Annotated in this window: 18 protein-coding genes and 1 riboswitch; of the genes, 14 read left to right on the top strand and 4 right to left on the bottom strand. The window is 56.4% G+C overall.

The genetic code is table 11. The annotated features are described in order from the left end of the window. Positions 1-20 precede the first annotated feature (20 nt). Genes FJV47_RS09235 through FJV47_RS09225 form a run of 3 tightly spaced genes read left to right on the top strand, consistent with a single transcriptional unit; the run spans position 21 to position 3,997 of the window. A complete protein-coding gene (locus FJV47_RS09235; protein ID WP_159612237.1) occupies positions 21-1,070 on the top strand; it encodes an iron ABC transporter permease in 1,050 nt (349 codons plus the stop codon). Next, the gene (locus FJV47_RS09230) at positions 1,067-2,086 is read left to right on the top strand and encodes an iron chelate uptake ABC transporter family permease subunit (protein WP_159612235.1); all 1,020 of its coding nucleotides are present in this window, start codon (positions 1,067-1,069) and stop codon (positions 2,084-2,086) included. Before FJV47_RS09235 ends, FJV47_RS09230 begins: the two co-directional genes overlap by 4 nt. A 3-nt stretch (positions 2,087-2,089) precedes the next feature. Continuing rightward, complete coding sequence (locus FJV47_RS09225) at positions 2,090-3,997, top strand: SIP domain-containing protein (protein WP_159612233.1); 1,908 nt, start codon at positions 2,090-2,092, stop codon at positions 3,995-3,997. 82 nt (positions 3,998-4,079) lie between these two features. Here FJV47_RS09225 and FJV47_RS09220 read toward each other — a convergent pair whose 3' ends face one another. After that, a complete protein-coding gene (locus FJV47_RS09220) occupies positions 4,080-4,556 on the bottom strand; it encodes a MarR family winged helix-turn-helix transcriptional regulator (RefSeq protein WP_159612231.1) in 477 nt (158 codons plus the stop codon). 103 nt (positions 4,557-4,659) lie between these two features. On the opposite strand from FJV47_RS09220, the gene FJV47_RS09215 reads away from it, so the two are divergent. Further along, entirely contained in the window at positions 4,660-6,504 is a 1,845-nt protein-coding gene (locus tag FJV47_RS09215; protein ID WP_235026400.1) for an ABC transporter ATP-binding protein, read from the top strand. Positions 6,505-6,513: 9 nt separating this feature from the next. On the opposite strand, the gene FJV47_RS09210 is transcribed toward FJV47_RS09215, so the two are convergent. Further along, the gene (locus tag FJV47_RS09210; RefSeq protein ID WP_159612229.1) at positions 6,514-7,002 is read right to left on the bottom strand and encodes a MarR family winged helix-turn-helix transcriptional regulator; all 489 of its coding nucleotides are present in this window, start codon (positions 7,000-7,002) and stop codon (positions 6,514-6,516) included. A gap of 229 nt (positions 7,003-7,231) precedes the next feature. Between FJV47_RS09210 and FJV47_RS09205 the strand changes: the two genes are divergently transcribed. Together FJV47_RS09205 and FJV47_RS09200 are read left to right on the top strand one after the other, a co-directional pair. Continuing rightward, on the top strand, positions 7,232-8,341 hold the full coding sequence (locus FJV47_RS09205) for a glutathione S-transferase C-terminal domain-containing protein (protein ID WP_159612228.1): 1,110 nt from the start codon (positions 7,232-7,234) through the stop codon (positions 8,339-8,341). 183 nt (positions 8,342-8,524) lie between these two features. Further along, positions 8,525-9,457, top strand: coding sequence for an RNase H family protein (locus tag FJV47_RS09200; RefSeq protein ID WP_159612226.1), 933 nt, complete (start codon positions 8,525-8,527; stop codon positions 9,455-9,457). Between the two features lie 78 nt (positions 9,458-9,535). Here FJV47_RS09200 and FJV47_RS09195 read toward each other — a convergent pair whose 3' ends face one another. Then, entirely contained in the window at positions 9,536-10,987 is a 1,452-nt protein-coding gene (locus FJV47_RS09195) for an APC family permease (RefSeq protein ID WP_159612224.1), read from the bottom strand. Between the two features lie 262 nt (positions 10,988-11,249). Between FJV47_RS09195 and FJV47_RS09190 the strand changes: the two genes are divergently transcribed. Together FJV47_RS09190 and FJV47_RS09185 are read left to right on the top strand one after the other, a co-directional pair. Next, positions 11,250-12,410 carry a serine hydrolase domain-containing protein gene (locus FJV47_RS09190; protein WP_159612222.1) on the top strand — a complete coding sequence of 387 codons (1,161 nt, stop codon included), beginning with the start codon at positions 11,250-11,252 and terminating at the stop codon, positions 12,408-12,410. Between the two features lie 48 nt (positions 12,411-12,458). After that, complete coding sequence (locus FJV47_RS09185) at positions 12,459-13,247, top strand: SGNH/GDSL hydrolase family protein (protein ID WP_370515023.1); 789 nt, start codon at positions 12,459-12,461, stop codon at positions 13,245-13,247. Positions 13,248-13,348: 101 nt separating this feature from the next. After that, positions 13,349-13,446, top strand: a riboswitch (glycine riboswitch). Here the strand turns inward: FJV47_RS09185 and FJV47_RS16460 are convergent. After that, positions 13,421-13,693, bottom strand: a complete 273-nt coding sequence (locus FJV47_RS16460; RefSeq protein ID WP_200832007.1) for a hypothetical protein — start codon at positions 13,691-13,693, stop codon at positions 13,421-13,423. (Overlaps the previous riboswitch by 26 nt.) Between FJV47_RS16460 and gcvP the strand changes: the two genes are divergently transcribed. The 6 genes from gcvP (at position 13,611) to mgtE (ending at position 22,716) form a co-directional block, all read left to right on the top strand. Then, a complete protein-coding gene (gcvP, locus tag FJV47_RS09175; protein ID WP_200831982.1) occupies positions 13,611-16,457 on the top strand; it encodes an aminomethyl-transferring glycine dehydrogenase in 2,847 nt (948 codons plus the stop codon). The genes FJV47_RS16460 and gcvP overlap by 83 nt on opposite strands. A 12-nt stretch (positions 16,458-16,469) precedes the next feature. After that, positions 16,470-17,597, top strand: coding sequence for a glycine cleavage system aminomethyltransferase GcvT (gene gcvT / locus FJV47_RS09170; protein WP_159612218.1), 1,128 nt, complete (start codon positions 16,470-16,472; stop codon positions 17,595-17,597). Positions 17,598-17,657: 60 nt separating this feature from the next. Continuing rightward, on the top strand, positions 17,658-18,038 hold the full coding sequence (gcvH, locus tag FJV47_RS09165) for a glycine cleavage system protein GcvH (RefSeq protein ID WP_159612216.1): 381 nt from the start codon (positions 17,658-17,660) through the stop codon (positions 18,036-18,038). Continuing rightward, positions 18,038-19,360: a serine hydroxymethyltransferase gene (gene glyA / locus FJV47_RS09160; protein WP_159612214.1), complete on the top strand. Its 1,323-nt coding sequence runs from the start codon at positions 18,038-18,040 to the stop codon at positions 19,358-19,360. The genes gcvH and glyA overlap by 1 nt, the downstream gene beginning before the upstream one ends. A 171-nt stretch (positions 19,361-19,531) precedes the next feature. Beyond that, on the top strand, positions 19,532-20,941 hold the full coding sequence (locus FJV47_RS09155) for an L-serine ammonia-lyase (RefSeq protein ID WP_159612212.1): 1,410 nt from the start codon (positions 19,532-19,534) through the stop codon (positions 20,939-20,941). A gap of 416 nt (positions 20,942-21,357) precedes the next feature. After that, on the top strand, positions 21,358-22,716 hold the full coding sequence (mgtE, locus tag FJV47_RS09150) for a magnesium transporter (protein ID WP_159612210.1): 1,359 nt from the start codon (positions 21,358-21,360) through the stop codon (positions 22,714-22,716). Positions 22,717-22,755: the final 39 nt, after the last annotated feature.

The raw sequence follows: 22,755 nt of genomic DNA, 5'->3' as shown, positions 1-22,755 counted from the left end.
AGCAATGAGTGTAGGAAGCAATGACCTCGACTGAAAGTGTGACGCGCCCGGAGCCTAACGCTTCAACGGTACGTATGCCACGCAAACTCGGGGCATTTGTCATCCTCGCGGTGCTTTTAGCGGCGGCAATTTGTGCGTCTTTACTCTTTGGGGCGCGCGCTGTTTCACTGTCCACGCTCGGTGATGCTCTCTGGCATTTTGACGCGAACAACGGCGACCAAGGAGTTGTCGCCTCACGGTTCGCACGTACTGTGGGAGCCATCGTGGTTGGAGCGGCCCTAGGGATGGCCGGGGCAGGTTTGCAGGGTCTGACCCGAAACCCATTGGCTGACACCGGCATCCTCGGACTGAACGCAGGAGCATCCATGAGCGTCGTGGTAGCCATGGCGTTCCTAGGCGTCAGCTCGCTAACCGGCATCATGATAGCCGCTTTCATTGGTGCCGCCGTGGTAATGACCCTGGTGTACCTGGTGGCCAACGTGGGCCGCGAAGGTGCGACTCCGATCAAGCTAGCTCTTGGCGGTGCTGCCTTGGCTGTGGGTGTCGGTGCTATCACCAACGCCATCTTGATGATCTCGGATTCCACCTTGGATCGCTTCCGCATGTGGCAAATTGGAACGCTCTCCAGCACCTCTGTGGACACGTTCCTCGGGGCAGCACCGGTGGTGGCAGCCGGCGCATTGATCGTCCTGTCCACCGCACGCGTTTCCAACGCCGTGTCCATGGGAGATGACACCGCCACCGCCTTGGGGTTCAACCTCGGCCGGGCTCGCTTGCTCGGCTCCATCGGGGTGATTCTGCTCGCCGGTACCGCGACAGCAGTGGCTGGGCCTATCGCCTTTGTTGGTCTGATGATTCCTCACGCGGTGCGCTTGTTAGTCGGATCAGACTATCGTTGGCTAATGCCAGGGTCCTTGTTGGCCGGGCCGATCCTCTTATTAGTGGCTGATACCGTTGGGCGCGTGATTGCCCCACCGAGTGAAATCCAGGTCGGCGTCATGTGTGCACTGATCGGTGGACCGCTCTTTATCCTCATGATGCGCAGCGGTATGAAGTCGGTGAGTCTATGAGCACCAACGAGATGATGCGGACCCCGACCAACCGGGTGCTGCGAACAACGCTTTGGATGTCGGCGGCCATAGTGCTTGCCATCGTGGCCTATCTATTCTGGGGCCGAGACCGCCTGCCAGCAGCGGAAGTTCTGCAGGTACTCACCGGTCAAAATGTTCCTGGAACCAGCTTTATTATCATGGACGATAGGCTACCGCGTGTGGCCGTCGGGGCCTTGGCTGGCGCTGGACTTGGTATTTCTGGTGCGCTCTTCCAACGTTGGCTGGGCAACCCGCTGGCCAGCCCCGATGTAATCGGTGTGGGCTACGGGGCTTCGGCAGCCGCGGTTTTTGCCATGATCACCCTGGGGTATACCGACTGGAAGCTCAACGCGTTTGCGCTCGCCGGGGGATTGATTGTCGCCGCGGTGATCTACTGGTTATCGGCCTCGGGCAAACGCACCGGGCCTCGGCTGATTCTGGCCGGGCTGGCCGTCGGGTCCATGCTGCAGGCACTGATCCAGTATCTTTTGACCCAGGCTGAAGTGAATACCGCTAGTGACGTGATGCATTGGCTGACTGGTTCCTTGTCTTCGAGTAATTGGCACAGCGCCTTGGTGCTTCTCATTAGCCTTGGCGTTCTTGGAGGAGTGCTGCTTCCCTTCGTGGTTCGTCAGCTGAAAATGTTGGAACTAGGCGACGACTCGGCTGCAGCCTTGGGCGTGAACGTAAACCAGGCTCGTACCCTACTTGTTTTTGTTGCGGTGGCCATGGGTGCGTTGCCCATCGCTGTGACTGGACCGCTGGCCTTCGTAGCCTTCCTGGCGGGCCCGATCAGCGCAGCGTTGTCCCGTGGGCCGATCAACATAGCACTGGCCGGGCTAACTGGCTCGAGCCTGGTGGTTATCGCAAACTTTTTTGCAGCGAACTTGTTCGCAGATCTTGTACTGCCGGTGGGCGTTATTACCGGCGCATTCGGCGCACCCTTCCTGATCTGGATTCTGGTGCGCGCCAACTCAACCGGAAACGGGGGCTAACCCATGGCCACTTTGCAGGCTAGCGATCTGACCTTGGCCTATGACAAGGTCACCATCGTTGATGAACTGTCTTTGGACATTCCCACCGGGCAGGTGAGCATCGTGGTGGGGGCCAATGGCTGTGGTAAATCCACACTTTTGCGTGCGCTGTCTCGACTGCTCAAACCCACTGGCGGTCAGGTGCTATTAGACGGTGCGGATATTCATAGTAAGCCGGCCAAGGAAGTTGCTAAGACCTTGGGGCTGCTGCCACAGTCGCCGACCGCACCGGATGGCATTACCGCACGTGAGCTGATCAGTCGTGGTCGCTACCCACACCAGGGCCTATTCAAGCGCTTCTCCGCCGAAGACGAAGCGGCGGTGAACCATGCCATGGAGATGACCGGGACTACCGAGTTGGCCGACCGTGCGGTGGATGAGCTTTCCGGTGGACAACGTCAGCGCGTCTGGATCGCCATGGCCCTGGCACAGGAAACTGACCTGCTTCTGCTCGATGAGCCCACCACCTTCTTGGACGTGGCGCATCAGCTTGAGGTGCTGGACGTGGTCAGCGAATTGAATCGAAGCCGCGGCATCACCGTGGTGATCGTGCTGCATGATTTGAACTTGGCTGCGCGCTACGCGGACTATTTGGTGGCTCTGCGCCATGGCAAGATCTACGCTGCCGGTCACCCCAACGAGGTGGTCACCGAAAAGACCGTCAAGGACGTCTTTGGTATGCCTAGCCGTGTGATTCCAGATCCGGTGGGCGGCACACCCTTGGTCCTGCCTATTGGTCGTCACCGAGTTTTGCGTACCGAAGAGGTGTTGGCCTCCAAGGGCATTTTCCGCAGCGAACCACAAGCGTTAGAGCCATCGGCTGGAGAAGCTAAGAGCGTTGTTGACGTTGAAGCTGAGCAGGGTAGCGCCGAGGAAGATCGGGCTCGCCCAGCCTACGAACACGTGCCAACTTTGGCCTTTGAGGCGACGGTGATTAGCCGTCAGGAACTTTCGCCGTCCTTCCGCCGACTGACCCTCAGCGGTAGCGACCTAGATTACTTCGGGACTAACTCACACCCGCTGGATATGCGTATCAAGCTGCTGTTGCCACCGGCTGGCGGGAGCGCACTGACCGAGGAAATCGCCTCCATGCGCCCGCAGGCGATGACCAGCCCGGCCGAACAGGTTGGGTGGTATAAGCGGTGGCTGTCCATTGATCCTGATACCCGCGGCTATATGCGCACCTATACCGTCCGGGCCTTCCGTGAAGCTGGGCACCGCGATAACGTTGGGCTCACCGCTGAGCTGGACATTGATTTTGTGATGCACGGGCATATGGTCGATGGAAAATTGCACGGCGGTCCGGCCACCGAATTTGGTGATCAGGCGGAAGTGGGGGACCAGCTGCTCTTGTTGGGGCCAAACAAGTTCCTGAATGATTCGACGTATGGTGGCATCGAGTTCCGTCCTGGTGATGCCAGCCGTATTCTCTTGGCAGGGGATGAGACGGCGGCCCCAGCCATCTGCGCAATCCTGGAGTCTTTGCCTTCGCATGTCACCGGACATGCGTTGATTGAGGTTCCGGAAACCACGGATATTCTTGGAGCGTCGACCCGTTCCGGTGTGTCGGTGCAGTGGCTGACTCGTGGAACCAGTGAGCATGGCCAGTTGTTGCGCTCGACCTTAAAGCAGGTAGTGGCCATTCCGGCGGCCGGCGTGGTGGACACCAACGCTGAGCCCGAGGATATTGATATTGATTCGCAGATCCTCTGGGAGACCGGCCAGGCTAACAAGGCGCCGTTTTATGCGTGGGTTGCCGGGGAAGCTGCCACGGTCAAGGAAATGCGTCGGTACCTGGTGCGAGAAGCAGGGCTTGACCGTAAGCAGGTGGCCTTCATGGGGTACTGGCGTCGAGGTAAGACCGAAAACTAGGCTCTATCGCAAGAAAAATTGGCATGAAGTGGCGGTGCTGGGAACTGTGAGACGTTCTCAGCACCGCCACTTTTCACTAAACTTATTTGTCCCGGCCGATCGGTTTACAATCGCCACGTGGCGGGCGCGGATTCTCTCGGTCTAGTACTTCCAAGAGTCGAGTTAGTTCCTTGCGATCTTTGGGGGAGAGCTTGTCGAAGTAGCTATCCATGCCTTCCCTGCGCAGTCGGGACAGCTCGCCAATCTGTGCCTTTCCACTGGCACTGAGCGTAATGAGGGTGGCGCGACGGTCCGCTGGGTCCGGGGTGCGGATGATCAGCTGCTTTTCCTCCAACTGGTCCACCACCTCAGTGGTAGAGCGAGCGGCGATATGTAGTTTGTCGGCCAGCTGTGAGTTGCGAAGGCCTTCGGGTTCTGCATGGCTGAGCAAGCTCAATACCCGCGATTGGTGCGGGGTAATTCCTAACGGGATCAAATTTTCTCGCCAGCGTCCACGAATGACGCGTGAGGCCCGGAGGAAAAGATCTGCCAAGTCATCCTTGGACTCTTCGTTGTGCATAGCTTCAAGGATAGTGTGTTCTTCAGAACAAATTCAAGATGGAACCACATAGTGAGGTAACCTCTGCTATTCTTTGAGTGAAAAGAAAGATGAAGGAGGGTCCATGAGCGCAAAATCAATGCCCGGGCATCCAGGGGGCGCAGCCGGGGGTGGGCGAATGAAAAACGCCGTCCAGGACAAGCAATGGCTGGCCGAACACCCGGTGTCCCTCAAGCGCGTCGCCGAGCTCTTCCGGCCCCATCTCGGCTCAGTCATTGCTGTCGTTGTGCTGATTGTCGCTTCCTCCATCATTGGGCTGGCCCAGCCATTCATCGTCCGCGAACTCATCGATGATGCCATTCCTAATAGCAACGTTCACCTGTTGGTCTTTGGCGCCGGGGGACTGGTGCTGATTGCGCTAGCCACTGCAGTGCTGGAAGTGGTGCAAACCTGGCGGGCCACCTTGATGGGACAACGAGTGATGCACCGACTGCGCACGGGATTGTTCACTCACCTACAAAAGCAATCGCTGGGCTTCTTCACTAATTCACGTTCCGGGGACGTGCAGTCCCGACTGATTAATGATGTGGGGCAAATGCAGTCGGTCATCACCAACTCGGCAACAAGCATCGCCTCAAACCTGACTACAGTCGTCGCGACCGCAGTAGCGATGGTCGCGATCTCGTGGAAACTGAGCCTGATTTCGTTGATCGTTTTCCCGCCAGCAATCTTATTGGCCAAGCAAACGGCAAAGCTGCGTCGAGCCGTCACCGGGCGCCGCCAGCGAGAGATGTCTAACCTGACCTCGCTGATCGAAGAACGCCTGAGCATTTCCGGCGTTCGCCTCTCCAAGATCATGGGTACGGGTTCCGCTGATGCAGCTGCCTTTGCTGATTCAAGTCATAAGCTCATTGACCTTGAAATGAAAAGTGCTTTGGCCGGACGTTGGCGTATGGCCACCATGAGCATTATCTTCGCTGCGATTCCAGCAGCCCTCTACCTCGCAGCCGGCTTGCCGGTGACCGGGGACGGAATGAGCATCGGTACCCTCGTTGCCTTCACCGGGTTGCAGGCGGGTATCTTCCGCCCCGTCTTGGGACTGATGCAACTATCCGTCCAGTGGGTCTCGGCCATGGCGCTGTTTAGTCGAGTCTTTGAATACCTGGACACTGACCAAGAGCTACCGGTTGCCAAGGATCCCAAGCCGGTTCAGGTAGAGAAGATTCGCGGTGAGGTTGAACTGCGCAATGTCACCTTCAGTTACCCGCAATCGGATCGCACCACCTTGGAGAAGGTGGACCTAATTCTTGAGGCGGGAACCATGACCGCGGTGGTCGGGTCTACCGGCTCGGGAAAGTCCACTCTAGGATCCATGCTGCCCCGCTTGCTGGATCCGACCGGTGGTCAGGTACTGCTCGACGGGGTGGACCTGAAGGACTATGCGCCACAAGAGCTTTCCAAGGTGGTCTCGGTGGTGGCGCAGGAGAGCTACCTATTGCACGACACGGTCCGAGCCAACCTACTCTGGGCTGCACCCGAGGCCAGCGAAGAGCAGTTGTGGCAAGTGCTCGAAGCTGCTCAAATCGCTGAACTGATCCGCAGCTTGCCGCAGGGGATCGACACTGAAGTTGGGCAGCGCGGACACCGGTTCTCCGGTGGGGAACAACAACGCTTGGCTATCGCGCGAACCATGTTGCGTCAGCCCAAGGTGCTGGTGCTCGATGAAGCAACCAGTGCCCTGGACACCGTGACTGAAGCTTTGGTTCAGCGTGCTCTGGACGAGCTGGCCGTTGGACGCACGACCCTACTGATTGCCCACCGGTTGAGCACCGTGATGCGCGCGGATCGAATTGTTGTTCTGGAGCATGGACGGATTATCGAGTCCGGAACCTTTGACGAGTTGGTTGAGTGTGGTGGCCGGTTCGCGGATCTGGTGCGCAACAGCGAGTTGGCAGCGCAGAGCCGCTAGAAGTTGCCGCTATGAGCAGCTCGAGTCTTTCAGGCCTTGGCGTTCCAGGGAGTCCAAGATTTTGGGTAACGCAGATTCCAATGCTTTGAGTTCATCGGCGTCGAGCGAGTCAAAAAGGGTTTCACGCACAAAGGTGACATGGTGAGGGGCTGCGCTCTTGACGGTTTCTAGTCCCTGTTCGGTGAGCCCAATTTGGTGGCCGCGTCGATCGGTCTCATCCGAGCAGCGACTGATCAGCCCTTTGGCTTCCATGCGACGCAAGAGGTGAGATAGGCGTGAGCGGTCCCAGCGTAGTGCCTCTGCCATATCTGCCGGACGTAGACTAGGGGTGGGTGCTTCGGATAGCACGGCCAAGACAGAATATTCTCCGGACTGCATCTGTGAATCGCGGAGCAACTGGCGGTCCATGGCGCTAGGGAATTGCCAAAGGAATTCGCGGATGGTGCGCCAGAGGTCCTGCTCGCCGTCGGTTAGCCAGCGGGTCTGATCGCTTGTCATTTTCTTTCTCACCCTTAGTCTGTGTTCATCGATAGAATTTTGTTGACGCATCAATTATCTCGTGTAAAGTTGCTTTTGGCAATAACTGATGACGCGTCAAGCAAATGGCAGTAGTCACCGGGCCACAGTAGATATTCACCTCACGATGTTCAACGCAAGGCAGTTGTTCTAGGCTCGAAGTGGATACCGAGAAATCGCGCACGGCATGTGAGGACTTTGGAGGCAAAGAATGAGCGAAGAATATTCAACCAAGGGCGCCTACGTTACCGGTGGAGAATTCACCCGGGACGCCAACTACATCCAAGACCGAATCGTCGCTGACGCCAACCCCAAGAACTACAGTAGCGAAAACACTGACTCCAAGATCGGTCACCCCTTCGCCGGAGTTTCCGAAGGTGCCCAATTGTGGCCGGTCGAAGCAGGACGCTATCGCCTAGTCGCTGCTCGCGCCTGCCCGTGGGCCAACCGCACACTGATTGTTCGCCGCCTGCTTGGCCTGGAAGAAGCCATCTCCGTGGGACTTCCTGGACCAACCCACGATGCGCGCAGCTGGACCTTCGACTTGGACCCAGAGGGAAAAGACCCGGTCCTGGGTACCGAGCGCATCCAAGAAAACTACTTCAAGCGCTTTGCCGACTACCCTCGTGGCATTACCGTTCCAGCCATTGTGGACGTCCCTAGTGGAGCTGTCGTGACCAATGACTATCCGCAAATCACTTGGGATCTGTCCACGCAGTGGAAAGAGTTTCACCGTGACGGCGCACCGAATCTGATCCCCGAAGACCAGCTCGACGAGATGCTCCCACTAATCAAGAGAATTTTCACAGAGGTCAACAACGGGGTTTACCGTGCGGGCTTTGCCGGGGATCAAAAGTCCTACGAGGACGCCTATGACCGGCTGTTCACTACCCTCGACTTCCTCGAGGAACGACTAGCTACTCGACGCTTCCTCATGGGGGATTACATCACCGAGGCAGACGTGCGACTATTTACCACTTTGGTCCGTTTTGACCCGGTCTATCACGGTCACTTCAAGACCAACCGCAACAAGCTCATCGAGATGCCTAACCTTTGGGGCTACGCCCGTGACCTGTTCCAGACCCCTGGCTTTGGTGACACCATCGACTTTGAACAGATCAAGGCGCACTATTACGTGGTGCACGAGGACATCAACCCAACCCAGATCATCCCGAAGGGTCCGGAATTACAGAACTGGCTTGAACTTCCCGGACGCGATCAGCTGGCCGATAATGGTCCATTCCTTGATGGCACGGCCCCATGTGAAGTCCGTCCTGAGGAGCAAGTCGAGGCCGGTCACAACCCGCTCTACCCGGCCTAGGTCGCGCGGCTACTACGCGTCGAAGCTGACCCCGAGATCTACTGAGCCCGTACTCACGGCCGCAGTAGGCCTCGGGGTTTCTTGCCCATGTCCGTCGCATCAACAACTAGAGACGCCGAACCGTGCACGACATGGGGTAACGGGTAAGTCGGCGACTCATGCAGGACGTGGCAGGATTAAAGTATGACGATCATTGCAGCTGCAGACGGATCCGCCCTCGGTAATCCTGGACCGGCCGGCTGGGCCTGGTACGTGGATGAGAACAATTGGGCCGCCGGTGGTTGGGACCACGGGACCAATAACATGGGGGAGCTCCAAGCCGTTCTCGAATTGTTTAGGGCCACGGAACACCTACCGGATGAAGAACTCAAGATTCTCTGCGACTCGCAGTACGCTATCAACTGCATCAGCAAATGGATGCCAGGCTGGAAAAAGCGCGGTTGGAAAAAAGCCGACGGCAAACAAGTACTGAACCAAGACATTCTCAAGGAACTAGACGCCGCCATCGCTGGGCGAAAGTACACCTTCGAATGGGTCAAGGGGCACGCCGGTCACGACCTGAACGAGGCCGCAGATGATCGCGCTCGGGCAGCTGCCACAGCCCACCAGCAGGGCACCGCACCGGATGCAGGCCCCGGCTATGTGGCCGACCGCTCGCAAACCTCGGCAGTCAAGGGCGCTGACGTGGATCCGGAGTCTGTCCAGCAAAATACCGGCAGCGCATCAATCAATGAGGTTACCGACCCAGCACCGGCTACCGCAGATTTTGCGGCCACCGTCTACGAGCTGGAATTGGGTTTCTTAGACTCACAAATTCGCACTAGGTTCAACGAGCTCAAGGATTTCCTGCACCCCAGCTATCAAGAGATCACCCGCCTTGGTGGACTGCTGGACGTGGCCACCGTTGGTGCCCTGCTTGAGTCCGGTGCTTCACTACCAGAGACTGGACCAATTCAAGTTTTGGCCACCCGTCAGGTCAGTGACGATATGGTGCTCTTGGCTTACCGAATGAAGCCGTCGCAATCAGAAGTGCTCGTTGTTTCTTCATGGTGGCAGCTAGGTGTCAGCGGCTGGAAGCTTCGATTTAGGCAAGAGACTTTTCAGCAGTCAGCCTAGAAGCACGCGCTGTTAAGGGAAGAAAAGCTGTAGGCCACCGAAAATATTCGGTGGCCTACAGCTTTGAAGGGAAACTCTTTACTCGAAGTGACCCGGACGGGTGGCAATGACACCCTTCTTGTAATTGATGCGGTTAGCAACCCAAGTGATAGCCCACAGCACCACACCGATCACCATCAGCAATCCGGCAATCTCGTACTGAATCCAGTCCGCACGCGAACGGGCCCACGGGCCGGCGAGGAATAGACAGAAGATCACGCCGAGAATCGGAATGACGGTCGGTGCGCGGAAGGCATCCTTCGGCGCCTTTTCGCGACGCAAAACCAGCAGTGACACATTCACCACTGCAAAGACGCACAACAGCAACAGCGCGGTGGTTCCACCGAGGGAACCAACGATGCCGTTCTCGCTGTCGAGGTTTACGTAGGCCACCAAAGCGATAGCCAGCGCGGTGCTGAACAGAATCGCTACCCATGGGGACTTGCGGGTGGAATGCACCTTGCCCATGAACTGTGGCAACACGCCCTGGCGCGCCATGCCGTACAACAAACGGCTAGCCATCAGCATGTTCAACAAGGCGGTGTTGACCACTGCAAAAACAGTGAAGAACGGGAAGATTGCGTCAACTGGGATATTCGGAGCACCAATACGCACCACATCCAAGAGGACGCCAGCATCAGGGTTCTTCGGGTTCAACAGGTCACCGGTAGGAATCACCATGATCACGGTGACTGCGACCAGTATGTAAATCACCGCACACAGACCCAAACCGATCAGCATGATCTTAGGGAAGATCTTGTTTGGGTTCTTGGTCTCTTCTACCAAGTTCACGGAGTCTTCAAAACCAACCATCGCGAAGAAGGCGATCGCGGTACCCATAGTGACTGCAGCAAACAGGCTGCGATCCGACGGGGTTTCAAATGCCACTAGGCGGGAGACATCGCCCTGACCGCTAGCAATGACCGAGAAGCCGATGCCAATGATCAAGGCCATGATGGTCAAGGTAACGATGGTCAACACCAGGTTGAACTTCACGCTCTCGCCCACGCCACGTAAGTTGATCAGCGCAAGGATGACGATGATGGCGATCGCGGCCCACATGCCCGCTTGGGGGGTCGTGGGAACGCCGTCGATGAACTGGCCGAAACCAATCAGCAGGTTCTGACCCACCAAGGTTGCCGAGGTCGCAGCACTGGTGATGCCAGAACAAGCCACGGTGAACGCGACAATAAAGGTGACAAAGTGAATGCCGAAGGCTTTATGCACATAGAGTGCAGCGCCAGCGGCGTGAGGGTATTTGGTGACCAGCTCCAGGTAGCTGAAAGCGGTCAGGGTGGCAATGGCGAAGGCGACCAAGAATGGCACCCATGCGGCGCCACCAACCTGTCCTGCCACCTTGCCGGTGATGGCAAAAATGCCTGCGCCGATGATATCGCCCATGATGAGGAATAGCAGCAGCTTGGGACCGATCACCCGCTTGAGTTCATCATCTTGGCTCTGGGGTACTGGCGTGTCGCTATCTACAGTCATGCGATCGAGATCATCTCCTTCTAATTAGGTGGCAAGCATGACAAATTTAGTTGTTGCACCCAAAGTCGGCAAACCGTCTTCAGGGTTGGCTCACAGTATCACGAGTCAAGCGGCAGGAAAATGGCGATAAGTGGTAAAAGGCTACCTCTGCTGTGACCTGACGTACGGTCAATGAGTGCTTAACTGACGGGTGAGCTAAGTGAGAATTCTTAGAGATCCGGCTAGGGTTAGTTGAAAAGCGACAAGTTGTTTAAGGACGTACATGGACTCGGTGATCAGCGAAGATTTCGCGCCGTTGGCTCAAGCACTCGAAGCCCGAGCTGCTGAAGAAGAAAACTACTCGGCGCAGCTTGCCGTTTATCACCGAGGCGAACTCGTGCTCAGCCAAAGCGTTGGGGAACATCTTGGCAGTGACGCCTTAACCTGTGTCTTCTCGTGCACCAAGGGAATGAGTGCCTTGGTCGTTGCCCTGCTGGTGCAGGATGGATTGATTGACCCGCAAGCACCGATCACCACTTACTGGCCGGAATTTGGTGCTAGCGGAAAAAGCAAACTCAGCGTTGCTCAAGTGCTTAGCCACCAAGCCGGTGTCCTTGGCGTCCCCGGTGGAGTCCCGAGCCAGGTCCTCTTGAACTCCTCCGAATACGCCAAGGTCTTAGCTTCGATGCCAAGCATCTGGCCACTGGGGCAGAATATTGTTGGCTACCACGCCATCACCATGGGCGTGCTGATGGAAGAGCTGGTTCGCCGAGTTACCGGAAAAGAACTCAAGGACGTCTTTGAAGAACGTATCCGTCAGCCGTTAAACGCGGATGTCTATATTGGTCAAAGCCCCGAACTGGAACCTCGCTACCGAGACGTCCTACCCGGCGTTGACGCCCCGACTGAATTCTTTGATCCGTTCTCCCCAGCTGGCCTCGCCGTCAACTCGGCCTCAGGATTCGCCCTAGAAGACGGTCCTGTGTACAACTGGCATGAACTGGCCAACTCGGCTCAGGTGCGCGAAATCGGACCGGCTTCGATGGGTGCAGTTGCCAATGCGCAGGGCCTTGCTGGAATCTACGCGGCATCCTTTGGCGCGGTTCCATCCCTCGGAGCAACCCAAGGATTCCTCAGCGCCGACACTTGGTCACAAGTTTCCACTGAGCTGGTTTATGGCCATGACCGGACTAACGGCCTACTACAAGCCTTTGCCCTAGGTTTCATGAAAGCTACAGCACGCAATAATTACGGATCGATCTTTGCCTACGGCCATGACGGTGCGAACTCGTCCTTGGCCTTTGCCGATCCGGCCTACCAACTTGGATTCGGGTTCATTCCATCGAGGAATGAAGGCCCTAAGGACGTATCTACCGGGGTGAAGCTCAGCCAACTGGCCCGTCAGCTGATCTTGGCCAAAAACGCTAAGTCAAAATCTAACTGAGCGCCGCAATAAATAGCAGAATCCAGAACCAACAAAAGTGAGATTGAAGTGAAGAAGTTTTTGGCATTGGGTGATTCATTCACCGAAGGCGTTGGTGATGTTGATTCAACTCGGCCGAACCAGGTGCGTGGTTGGGCAGACCGAGTGGCTGAAGTGCTCTGCACGCAGGGCGAGTGGGAATACGCAAACCTTTCGGTGCGCGGCAAGAAGATAGGCCAGGTGATTAATCAACAACTTGACCAGGCACTGTCCATGACCCCAGACGTGGTCAGTCTCTACGCCGGAGGCAATGACATTCTGCGCCCCCAAGCCGATCTTGACGCGTTGATGCGCGGATACGAAGGAATGGTCCGTCGCTTCACCGAGGCGGGGAGCACGGTAGTGCTATTCACCGGTTTTGATACCGTCGAATCTCCGTTGTTCTCCAAGACGCGTCCGCGAACAGCGATCTATAACGAGAAGGTTCGCGAGATCGCCGATACGCACGGGGGCATCATTGCCGACTACTGGCGCTGGCGTGAATTCTCAGACTTAAGGTACTGGGCGGTGGATCGCCTGCACATGAACGAGCTGGGTCATTCACTGATGGCCGCCAAGGTCCTAGACGTTTTAGGGCAGCATCGGATCACCGAGGAAAACTGGGCCAGTACCCTTGACGCTCCGGTGCTTCCAGATCTGAAAGTGAACTCCCGTGGAGAAAAACTGAAAGAAGAATTGGGTTGGGCTACCGAGCATTTGGTGCCCTGGGTCAAGCGCCGTTTGACCGGCGCGTCCTCCGGAGATTCCTTGTCAGCAAAGTATCCGCACTACATTCAACTCACTGCTTCAAAGAACTAAAAGTTTTATGACAGTTCAACTACCTTCCACTCTTTGACCTAGAGCGTCAGGCAGGTAACATAGTTGTGTGTTCTCGGTCCTAGACCAATAACACGTGCCATAGACGGATGGCGGGAGAGTCCCGTTCACACCATGGACGGGCGCCGTAGGAGCAATTCCTCCCCAGGAAACTCTCAGGCCCCCGTACCGCCATCACGAGGCAACTCTGGAAAGTAGCCGGCCAGTACCGGTTCACCGAAGGTGCAAGCGCCCGGCTTAGTTGGCCGGACGTGTAAAACTCTCAGGTAGTGCAACAGGGATGGGGAGGCAAAGCGTCCTTCCTTTGGCATGCGCCAAGACAGATCCCGTGGAGACTCCAGCACAATGACCATCACGCAGACTTCGGCTTCTACGAACAGTGAATTCGTTACTCGCCACATCGGCCCGCGTCCATCAGACGTCGCCACTATGCTTCAGACTCTGGGTTACGACAGCCTTGAATCCCTGATCGATACCGCTGTTCCAGCTGACATCCGCCAGGACACCGAACTGGATATTCCAGCAGCCCTGAGCGAAACCGAAGCGCTCGCACACCTGCGTACGGTAGCCTCCAAAAACGTTATGAAGACCCAGATGATCGGTCAGGGTTTCTACGACACCATCACCCCAGCAGTGATTCGCCGCAACATTGTTGAGAACCCAGCCTGGTACACCGCCTACACCCCGTACCAGCCAGAAATCTCTCAGGGCCGTCTCGAAGCCCTGCTGAACTTCCAGACCATGGTCATGGATCTCACCGGCCTACCAATCGCCAACGCCTCGCTGCTTGATGAATCTTCCGCGGCCGCCGAAGCCGTATTGATGATGCGCCGTGCCAATAAGAAGAAGGCCAAGGGCAAGACCGTTCTTGACTCCAACATCTTCCCGCAGACCATCAAAGTCGTGCAGGGCCGTGCCGACGCACTGGGCTTTGAAGTAGAAATTGCTGACCTCTCCGCAGGGCTGCCAGAAGGCGATATCTCCGGCATCGTGCTGCAGCAGCCAGGGAACAACGGCTCCATTGCCGAGCACGAGGGCATCATCGCCGCCGCTAAGGAAGCCGGCGCCATGGTCACCGTCATCGCCGACCTGCTGGCCCTGACCATGATCACCCCTCCAGGTGAGCAGGGCGCTGACATTGCGGTGGGTAACACCCAGCGTTTTGGTGTTCCACTGTTCTTCGGCGGTCCACACGCAGCCTACATGGCTGTGGCTGACGGCCTGACTCGCTCCATGCCAGGACGTCTGGTCGGTGTTTCGGTAGATGACGCCGGTGTTCCTGCATACCGTCTGGCACTGCAGACCCGCGAACAGCACATCCGTCGCGAGAAGGCGACCTCCAACATTTGTACCGCACAGGCCTTGCTGGCCATCTGCGCTTCGATGTATGCGGTGTACCACGGCCCAGCTGGCCTGAAGCAGATTGCCACCCGCGCCAACAACCACGCCCGCGTGATCGCTACCTCGCTGGTGGCCGCAGGCTTCACCCTGGCATCGGAGACCTTCTTCGACACCGTTGTGGTGAACGTGAAGAACACCGAAGAAATCATTTCTAAGGCAATCACCGCAGGCATCAACCTGCGCAAGGTCAGCGATTCCCAGGTGGGTATCTCCACCGACGAGACCACCACCTCCGGAACCGTTAAGTCCCTGCTTGAGGTCTTCGGCGCACAGCTTTCAGCCCCTGAAGGCTACGAGATTCCAGCATCCCAGGTTCGTACCAGCGACTACCTGACCCACCCAATCTTCAACACCATTTCCTCCGAGACCCAGATGATGCGCTACCTGCGTCGCCTCTCGGATCGTGACCTGGCGCTGGATCGCACCATGATCCCACTGGGCTCATGTACCATGAAGCTGAACTCGGCTGCCGAGATGGAATCCATCACCTGGCCAGAATTCGCCTCCATCCACCCATACGCTCCGGCAGAGCAGACCGAGGGCTGGCGCGAACTGATCACCGATCTTGAGTCTCGTTTGACCGCAATCACCGGCTACGCTGGTGTCTCGATTCAGCCAAACGCTGGTTCCCAGGGCGAGTATGCGGGCCTGCTAGCCATTTCGGATTACCACGCATCGCGTGGGGAGTCCCAGCGTAACGTCTGCCTGATCCCAGCCTCGGCCCACGGCACCAACGCTGCCTCTGCGGTATTGGCCGGTATGAAGGTTGTCGTCGTGAAGACCGCTGCCGATGGCACCATCGACGCCAACGACTTGGACGCCAAGATCGAAGCCAACAAGGACGTGTTGGCAGCGATCATGATCACCTACCCATCCACCCACGGTGTTTACGACGCTGACGTGCGCGAGGTCTGCGATAAGATCCATGCCGCTGGCGGCCAGGTATACATCGACGGCGCCAACATGAACGCCTTGGTGGGTCTGGCTCAGCCAGGTTCCTTCGGTGGCGATGTATCGCACCTGAACCTGCACAAAACCTTCTGCATCCCTCACGGTGGTGGTGGCCCGGGCGTTGGCCCAATCGGCGTTGGCGAGCACTTGGTTCCATTCTTGCCAGGCGATGCGTCGGGCACCTACTCCGAGCGTGATGGCGTACCGGTGGTTGCTACCGCTTTCGGTTCGGCCGGTGTGCTGCCCATCTCTTGGGCCTACATTGCGATGATGGGTGGCGAAGGTCTGACCGAAGCTACCAAGCACGCCATCTTGAACGCCAACTACATTGCCAAGCGCCTGAACGAACACTTCCCAGTATTGTTCACCGGCAATAAGGGCCTAGTTGCTCACGAGTGCATCTTGGACTTGCGTGAACTGACCGCCAAGACCGGTGTCACCGCAGAAGACGTGGCCAAGCGCCTGATCGACTTCGGCTTCCACGCACCAACCCTGTCCTTCCCGGTAGCCGGCACCCTGATGGTAGAGCCAACCGAGTCCGAGGACCTGGGCGAAATCGAGCGCTTCATCGAAGCAATGATCACCATCCGCGGGGAAATGGAAGAAGTACTTTCCGGGGTTTACGGCATCGAAGAATCACCACTGCGCAATGCTCCGCACACCGCTACCTCGGTGATCACCAGCAATTGGGACCGCAAGTACTCGGTAGAACAGGCTGCCTTCCCAGTATCGAGCCTGAAGTTCGACAAGTACTTCCCAGCCGTGGGACGTATTGACGGTGCCTCCGGCGACCGTAACCTGATCTGCTCCTGCCCAGCTCCTGAAGCCTTCGAAGACTAGGAAGACACCCAGATGACTGAGACTACCCAAGAACTCAAGCGCACTGCCCTGTATGAACAGCACCAGACACTCGGCGCAAACTTCACCGACTTCGGCGGCTGGGATATGCCACTGAAGTATGGTTCGGAATTGGCTGAACACAAGGCCGTTCGTTCAACCGCTGGCCTGTTTGACCTGTCCCACATGGGCGAGGTGTACCTTTCTGGTCCAGAGGCTGTCACCGCACTGAATACTGCGCTGGCCGGCAACTTTGGCATCATGAAGGTTGGCAAGGCGAAGTACTCGTTGATCTTGAACGAGCAGGGAAAGATCATTGATGACTTGATCGTTTACCGCCTTGAAGAGGAAAAGTTCCTTGTAGTGCCTAACGCCGGCAACGCTGTTGTGGTCGCGGCTGCTATTGAAGAACGAGCAGCAAAGTTTGATGTTCAGGTGGATAACGCCTCGGAACGTCAGTCGCTGATTGCCGTCCAAGGTCCCAACGCCCAAGACATCGTCAGCAAGCTGGCTGCCGATCAGGCAACCGTCGATTCCGTCACAGAGCTGAAATATTATGCAGCGGTAAATCTGGTTCTGGGTGGACTGGACGTGCTGGTAGCGCGCACAGGATACACCGGCGAAGACGGCTTCGAATTGATCATAGATAATGATCAGGCGGTTGCTCTGTGGGAAAAGATTGTCACAATTGGTGCGGATCACGAACTGGTTCCTTGCGGTCTGGCCGCTCGTGATTCGCTCCGTTTGGAAGCTGGTATGCCGTTGTACGGCAACGAGCTCAGCCTTGAACGCACCCCATTTGATGCGGGATTTGGCCCTGTTGTCTCCTTCAAGAAGGAAGAAGACTTCGTAGGTCGAAAGGCCTTGGAAGCCCTGAAAGATCAGACCCCAACACAAAAGCTAGTGGGCCTGAAAGGACTGGGGAAACGTGCCGGACGCGGTGGCTATGCCATCGTGAAGGACGGGGCCACTGTTGGTGAAATCACCTCAGGACAGCCATCTCCGACCCTGGGTTACCCCGTAGCACTAGGGTATGTGGATGCAAAATACAGTGAAGTTGGTACCGAGCTAGAGGTTGATCTGCGCGGTAAGACTTTGCCATTTGTCGTCGTCGAACTGCCGTTCTACACGCGAGCCAAGTAACGTTAAACATCAGTAGGGCCAAGCCATACGCCCGCTTATTCCCTTGGGAGAGGAAATACCGTGAGTAAAGTTCTTTCGTCATTACGCTACTCGGCAGAACATGAGTGGATCGACGCATCGTCCCCGGCTAAGGTCGGTATCACCCAGATCGCTGCAGACGCCCTGGGCGACGTGGTCTATGTTGACCTGCCAGAGGTTGGCGATTCGGTCAGCGCAGGTGAAACCTGTGGTGAAGTTGAGTCCACAAAGTCGGTTTCTGACCTGTTCTCGCCTGTTACTGGCACCGTTGTTGCGATCAACGACGAGGCAGTAGATAACCCGGCAATCCTGAACGAAGACCCATACGGTGCAGGTTGGCTGTTCACCGTTGAGGTTACCGAAGAAGGTCCGCTGCTTTCGGCAGCAGACTACGCAAGCGCGAACGGTGGAGACGTACAGTAATGACTAACCAGACTTTTGAATCCCTGGCACCAGCATCCCTGACCCAGTCTCTAGCAAGCCTGGACCCAGAGGTAGCGCAGCGTATTGACGCTGAGCTGGCTCGCCAGCAGCGCGGTCTGGAAATGATCGCGTCGGAGAACCACACCGCTCAGGCTGTTATGCAGGCACAGGGTTCGGTACTGACCAACAAGTACGCTGAAGGCTACCCAGGCCGTCGCTACTACGGCGGTTGCGAAGAAGTTGACGTCATTGAGACCTTGGCCATCGACCGCATCAAGGCACTGTTCGGTGCGCAGTTCGCTAACGTTCAGCCACACTCCGGTGCTCAGGCTAACGCTTCGGTATACCACGCACTGGTTCGCCCAGGGGACACCGTACTTGGTCTGAACCTGAACCACGGTGGTCACCTGACCCACGGTATGAAGATCAACTTCTCCGGTCGCCTCTTTAACATCGTTCCTTACGGTGTGAACGAAGAGACCAACGTGGTGGACATGGACGAGGTTGAGCGCCTTGCCGTGGAAAACCAGCCAAAGATGATCGTTGCTGGTTGGTCCGCCTACCCACGTCAGCTGGACTTCAAGCGTTTCCGCGAAATCGCTGACAAGGTCGGCGCTTACCTATTCGTGGACATGGCTCACTTCGCTGGTTTGGTAGCAGCTGGTCTGCATCCATCACCAGTGCCTCACGCACACGTGGTCACCTCAACCACCCACAAGACCCTTGCTGGTCCTCGTGGTGGCATCATCCTTTCCAATGATGCTGAGATCGCTAAGAAGATTAACTCTGCAGTCTTCCCAGGCCAGCAGGGTGGTCCACTGGAGCACGTAATCGCTGGTAAGGCTGTAGCCTTCAAGATTGCTGCTTCGGAAGAGTTCAAGGAACGCCAGCAGCGTACCTTGGCAGGGGCGAAGATCCTTGCCGAGCGTCTGACCCAGGAAGACGTTGTTGCCAAGGGCATCAGCGTTTTGACCGGCGGCACCGACGTTCATCTGGTTCTGGTTGACCTGCGTAACTCTGAGCTTGATGGCCAGCAGGCTGAAGATCTGTTGGCACAGGTGGAGATCACCGTGAACCGTAACTCGGTTCCATTTGACCCACGTCCGCCAATGACCACTTCGGGCTTGCGCATCGGTACCCCAGCGCTGGCAACTCGTGGCTTCTCGGAAGCCGCGTTTGCGGAAGTTGCTGAGATCATCGCACAGACCTTGATCGCTGGTGCTGATGGTAATACCGCAGCATTGCCAGAGCTGAAGGACCGTGTTCTGAAGCTGGCCGAGGCTCACCCGCTGTACCCGCAGCTGGCTAAGGTTTCCGAGTAAGTTCTTCTCGTAAAGAACAGGGCCCGGGAAGGCGGAATAACGCATTTCCGGGCCCGCAGTTTTTCTTCCACATAAATGTACCCACAGCCATGTGGATCTTCCCCTGCACACCACATCAACTTTCCGGAGTGAGCACCCCGGATTGCCCACGTTCTAAGGATGTGACCCGCCATGGCGGTAAGCGTATTCGATCTTTTCTCGGTTGGCATTGGGCCGTCTTCCAGCCACACCGTGGGGCCAATGCGTGCGGCTCACGCATTCATTGCCCAAGTAATCCGTGAAGAGAAAATAGCAGCCCTAGATACTATCCGGGTTGATGTTTACGGGTCACTGGCCGCTACCGGCCGTGGACACGGAACCTTCACCGCCATCATGTTAGGGCTCGAAGGCTTTGAACCAGAAAAGGTCTTGCCTTCACAGGTGGACGAGCGACTAGTTCAGATGGAATCCACCGGCATTTTGCAGCTGGCAGCGCAACTAGATCAGCGCAAAGACCTGAAGTACACCGTCGGGGATATTATCCAGCATCCGCTAACGGTTCTTCCTCGCCATACCAATGGCGTGAAGTTTATAGCGTTCGATGCGCAAGGCAACGAACTGGTCAACGAAACGTTCTTCTCGGTGGGCGGTGGCTTCATCGTTCGCGAAGGCGCAGAAGAACGTATCGAAAAGAATTTGGAAGAGAAGCTGCAACAGCAGCCCTACCCCTTTACGACTGCCGCCCAACTTTTGGGTCATGTCAAAGAGACCGGCAAGTCTATTGCTGAGATCATGATGGCTAATGAGTTGACTTACCGTAGCCGTGAAGAGATTCGTTCGGGCTTGATCCACATTTACGAAGTGATGGAGGAGTGCAAGGATTCTGCACTCGAGCGCACCGGGGTGCTCCCTGGTGGGTTGAAGGTTCGTCGCCGTGCGCCGGAATGGCATGATCGTTTGCGCAAGGAAGACAAAGACCGTGATCCTGTGTATTGGCAGGAGTGGATCAACTTGGTCGCCTTGGCCGTGAACGAGGAAAACGCTTCGGGTGGTCGAGTGGTGACTGCTCCGACTAATGGTGCGGCCGGCATCATTCCTGCGGTTTTGTTCTACGCTACGCACTATGCGCCGGGTGCGAAGTACTGGAATGAGGAAGAGAAGCATGATGCGGTGGTGAACTTCCTGCTGACTTCTGGTGCTGTGGGTGTTCTGTATAAGGAGCAGGCGTCGATTTCTGGTGCTGAAGTTGGTTGTCAGGGTGAGGTGGGTTCGGCTTCGTCCATGGCGGCGGCTGGTTTGGCTGAGGTCTTGGGTGGCACTCCGATGCAGGTGGAAAATGCTGCAGAGATTGCTATGGAACACAACCTTGGACTGACTTGTGATCCTATTGGCGGTCTGGTGCAGATCCCTTGTATTGAACGCAATGCTATTGCTGCTTCTAAGGCAGTGAACGCTGCGAAAATGGCACTGATGGGTGACGGTGAACATCACGTCACTCTTGATGAAGTGATCATCACGATGCGTGAAACAGGCAAGGATATGAGTGATAAATACAAGGAGACTGCGATGGGTGGCCTGGCCGTCAACGTCGTCGAATGCTAGTCGGCATTTTCTTTTCTACGCTTCGGGAGCTCTGAATGACCAGGGCTCCCGAAGCCTTTTAATGTGAGTTGTACCCTCAACGTTGGCCTAAAGACGTACTTCTCTGATAGAAATAGCAACGTATGAAACATTGAATCGTGTTTCTTGGAATCTAGGAGGTGAGCTTCATGGACGGCAGTTCTAGTCGATCTATGTACCTACGAGCTCACCGCTCCTTGTCTTCACGCGCCAGCTAGTTTCGTTTCTGTTTAGTTGCCCTGCGCCCGGCGAGTTCGTAGCCTAACCACCATTAGTGTGCGCAATTTCGAGCACGCAAATACTGACTGATTTATCACCCGATTATTTGGGTGGGAAGCGGTGAGTAGTTGCTTGTGAGCCCGGAAATATGCGCCAAACGAACCGTTTGGACTACAGCTATGTTTACCTTCGAATACGTAGACTTTTCAACTACTTCTCAGGCAGTTCGCAGCTACCTTGCGAACAAAGACTTTCACAATCTGGCCATACTGCTCAGAGAACTTGATGTCATCCAAGTCATTGAACAATGTGCAGCGTTGAACAGCGCCGACGCCGCGGTTCTCTACCGTCTGTTGGACAAAGAACGTTCCCTGGAAGTTTTTGAAAAAATGGATGCACCAGTGCAGGCAGAACTCCTTTCAGCACTGCAGGATGAATCAGTAGCCGAGAGATTCGCGGCATTGGACACCGCTGACCGGGTGGCCCTGCTTGATGAACTTCCCGCCAAAGTTGCCGCAGAGCTCCTGAGTGGACTGGACGGACCTGCGCGTGCAGCGACTAGCTTGTTGCTCGGATACCAGCCCAAGAGCACTGGACGATTGATGTCCTCGCAGTTCATGAGCGTCCATGACGAACTCACTGTGAAGCAAGGCCTTGAACTGCTGACACCACGGCTAAGCAACACCAAGCATAATCACGTAGTCATGGTGCTAGGTCAAGGTCGTAATTTCCTTGGCGCGCTCGGTTTGAGTGACCTGTTGAGCCATGAACATCACATGCTCATCCGCGAAATCTATAGTGAGATTCCAAGTGCAGTAGCATCGGATCTGGATACTGACACAGCACGGCTGGCGGTGGAACACCACCTTGAACTGTTGCCAGTGCTCGATGATGAAGCGCGTCTGATCGGGGTTTTGCCATTGGCGGATGCCATCAAGGTGCTGGATCGCCAAGAGGAAACACGTACCGCGCACGGCGCAGGAACAGAGCCCCTGCATCGCCCCTACTTGGGAACTCCACTTCGCACCTTGGTCAGAGCCCGCGTTGTTTGGCTCTTGGTCTTGGCTGTCGGAGCCACGCTGACGGTGCAGGTGCTCTCTACCTTTGAACAAACCCTTGAATCAATGGTGGTCCTGAGCCTGTTCATCCCGCTGATTGTCGGTATCGGTGGAAACACCGGAAATCAGGCTGCCACCACGGTCACTAGAGCACTAGCCATGGGCGAAGTGAAAGTCAGGGACCTGGGGCGAGTGGTTCTTCGCGAGGTACGCATTGGAGCCATGTTGGGCTTAAGTCTGGGAACTATCGCCTTTTTGATCGCCAGCTTCGTTTTCGAGCTGAAGGTCGGACTGATTATTGGTCTGACTCTCGTTGTTTTGTGCAGCGTAGCGGCTGCTGTGGGTGGAGCGATGCCGATCATTGGAAAATTCTTCAAGGCTGATCCTGCTGTGTTCTCTAATCCCTTCATCTCTACTTTTGTTGATGCGGCCGGTCTGGTGGTCTACCTTTCGGTCGCAGTATTAGTTCTGGGTCATTAACTGGACATCTTGTCACTGCAAGGAATAAATGCTGGCTCG

This window comes from Glutamicibacter sp. JC586 (assembly GCF_009805585.1).
Taxonomy (GTDB): domain Bacteria; phylum Actinomycetota; class Actinomycetes; order Actinomycetales; family Micrococcaceae; genus Glutamicibacter.
The sequence above is the reverse complement of the archived record's forward strand: the minus strand, read 5'-3'. Positions and strand labels throughout refer to the sequence as shown.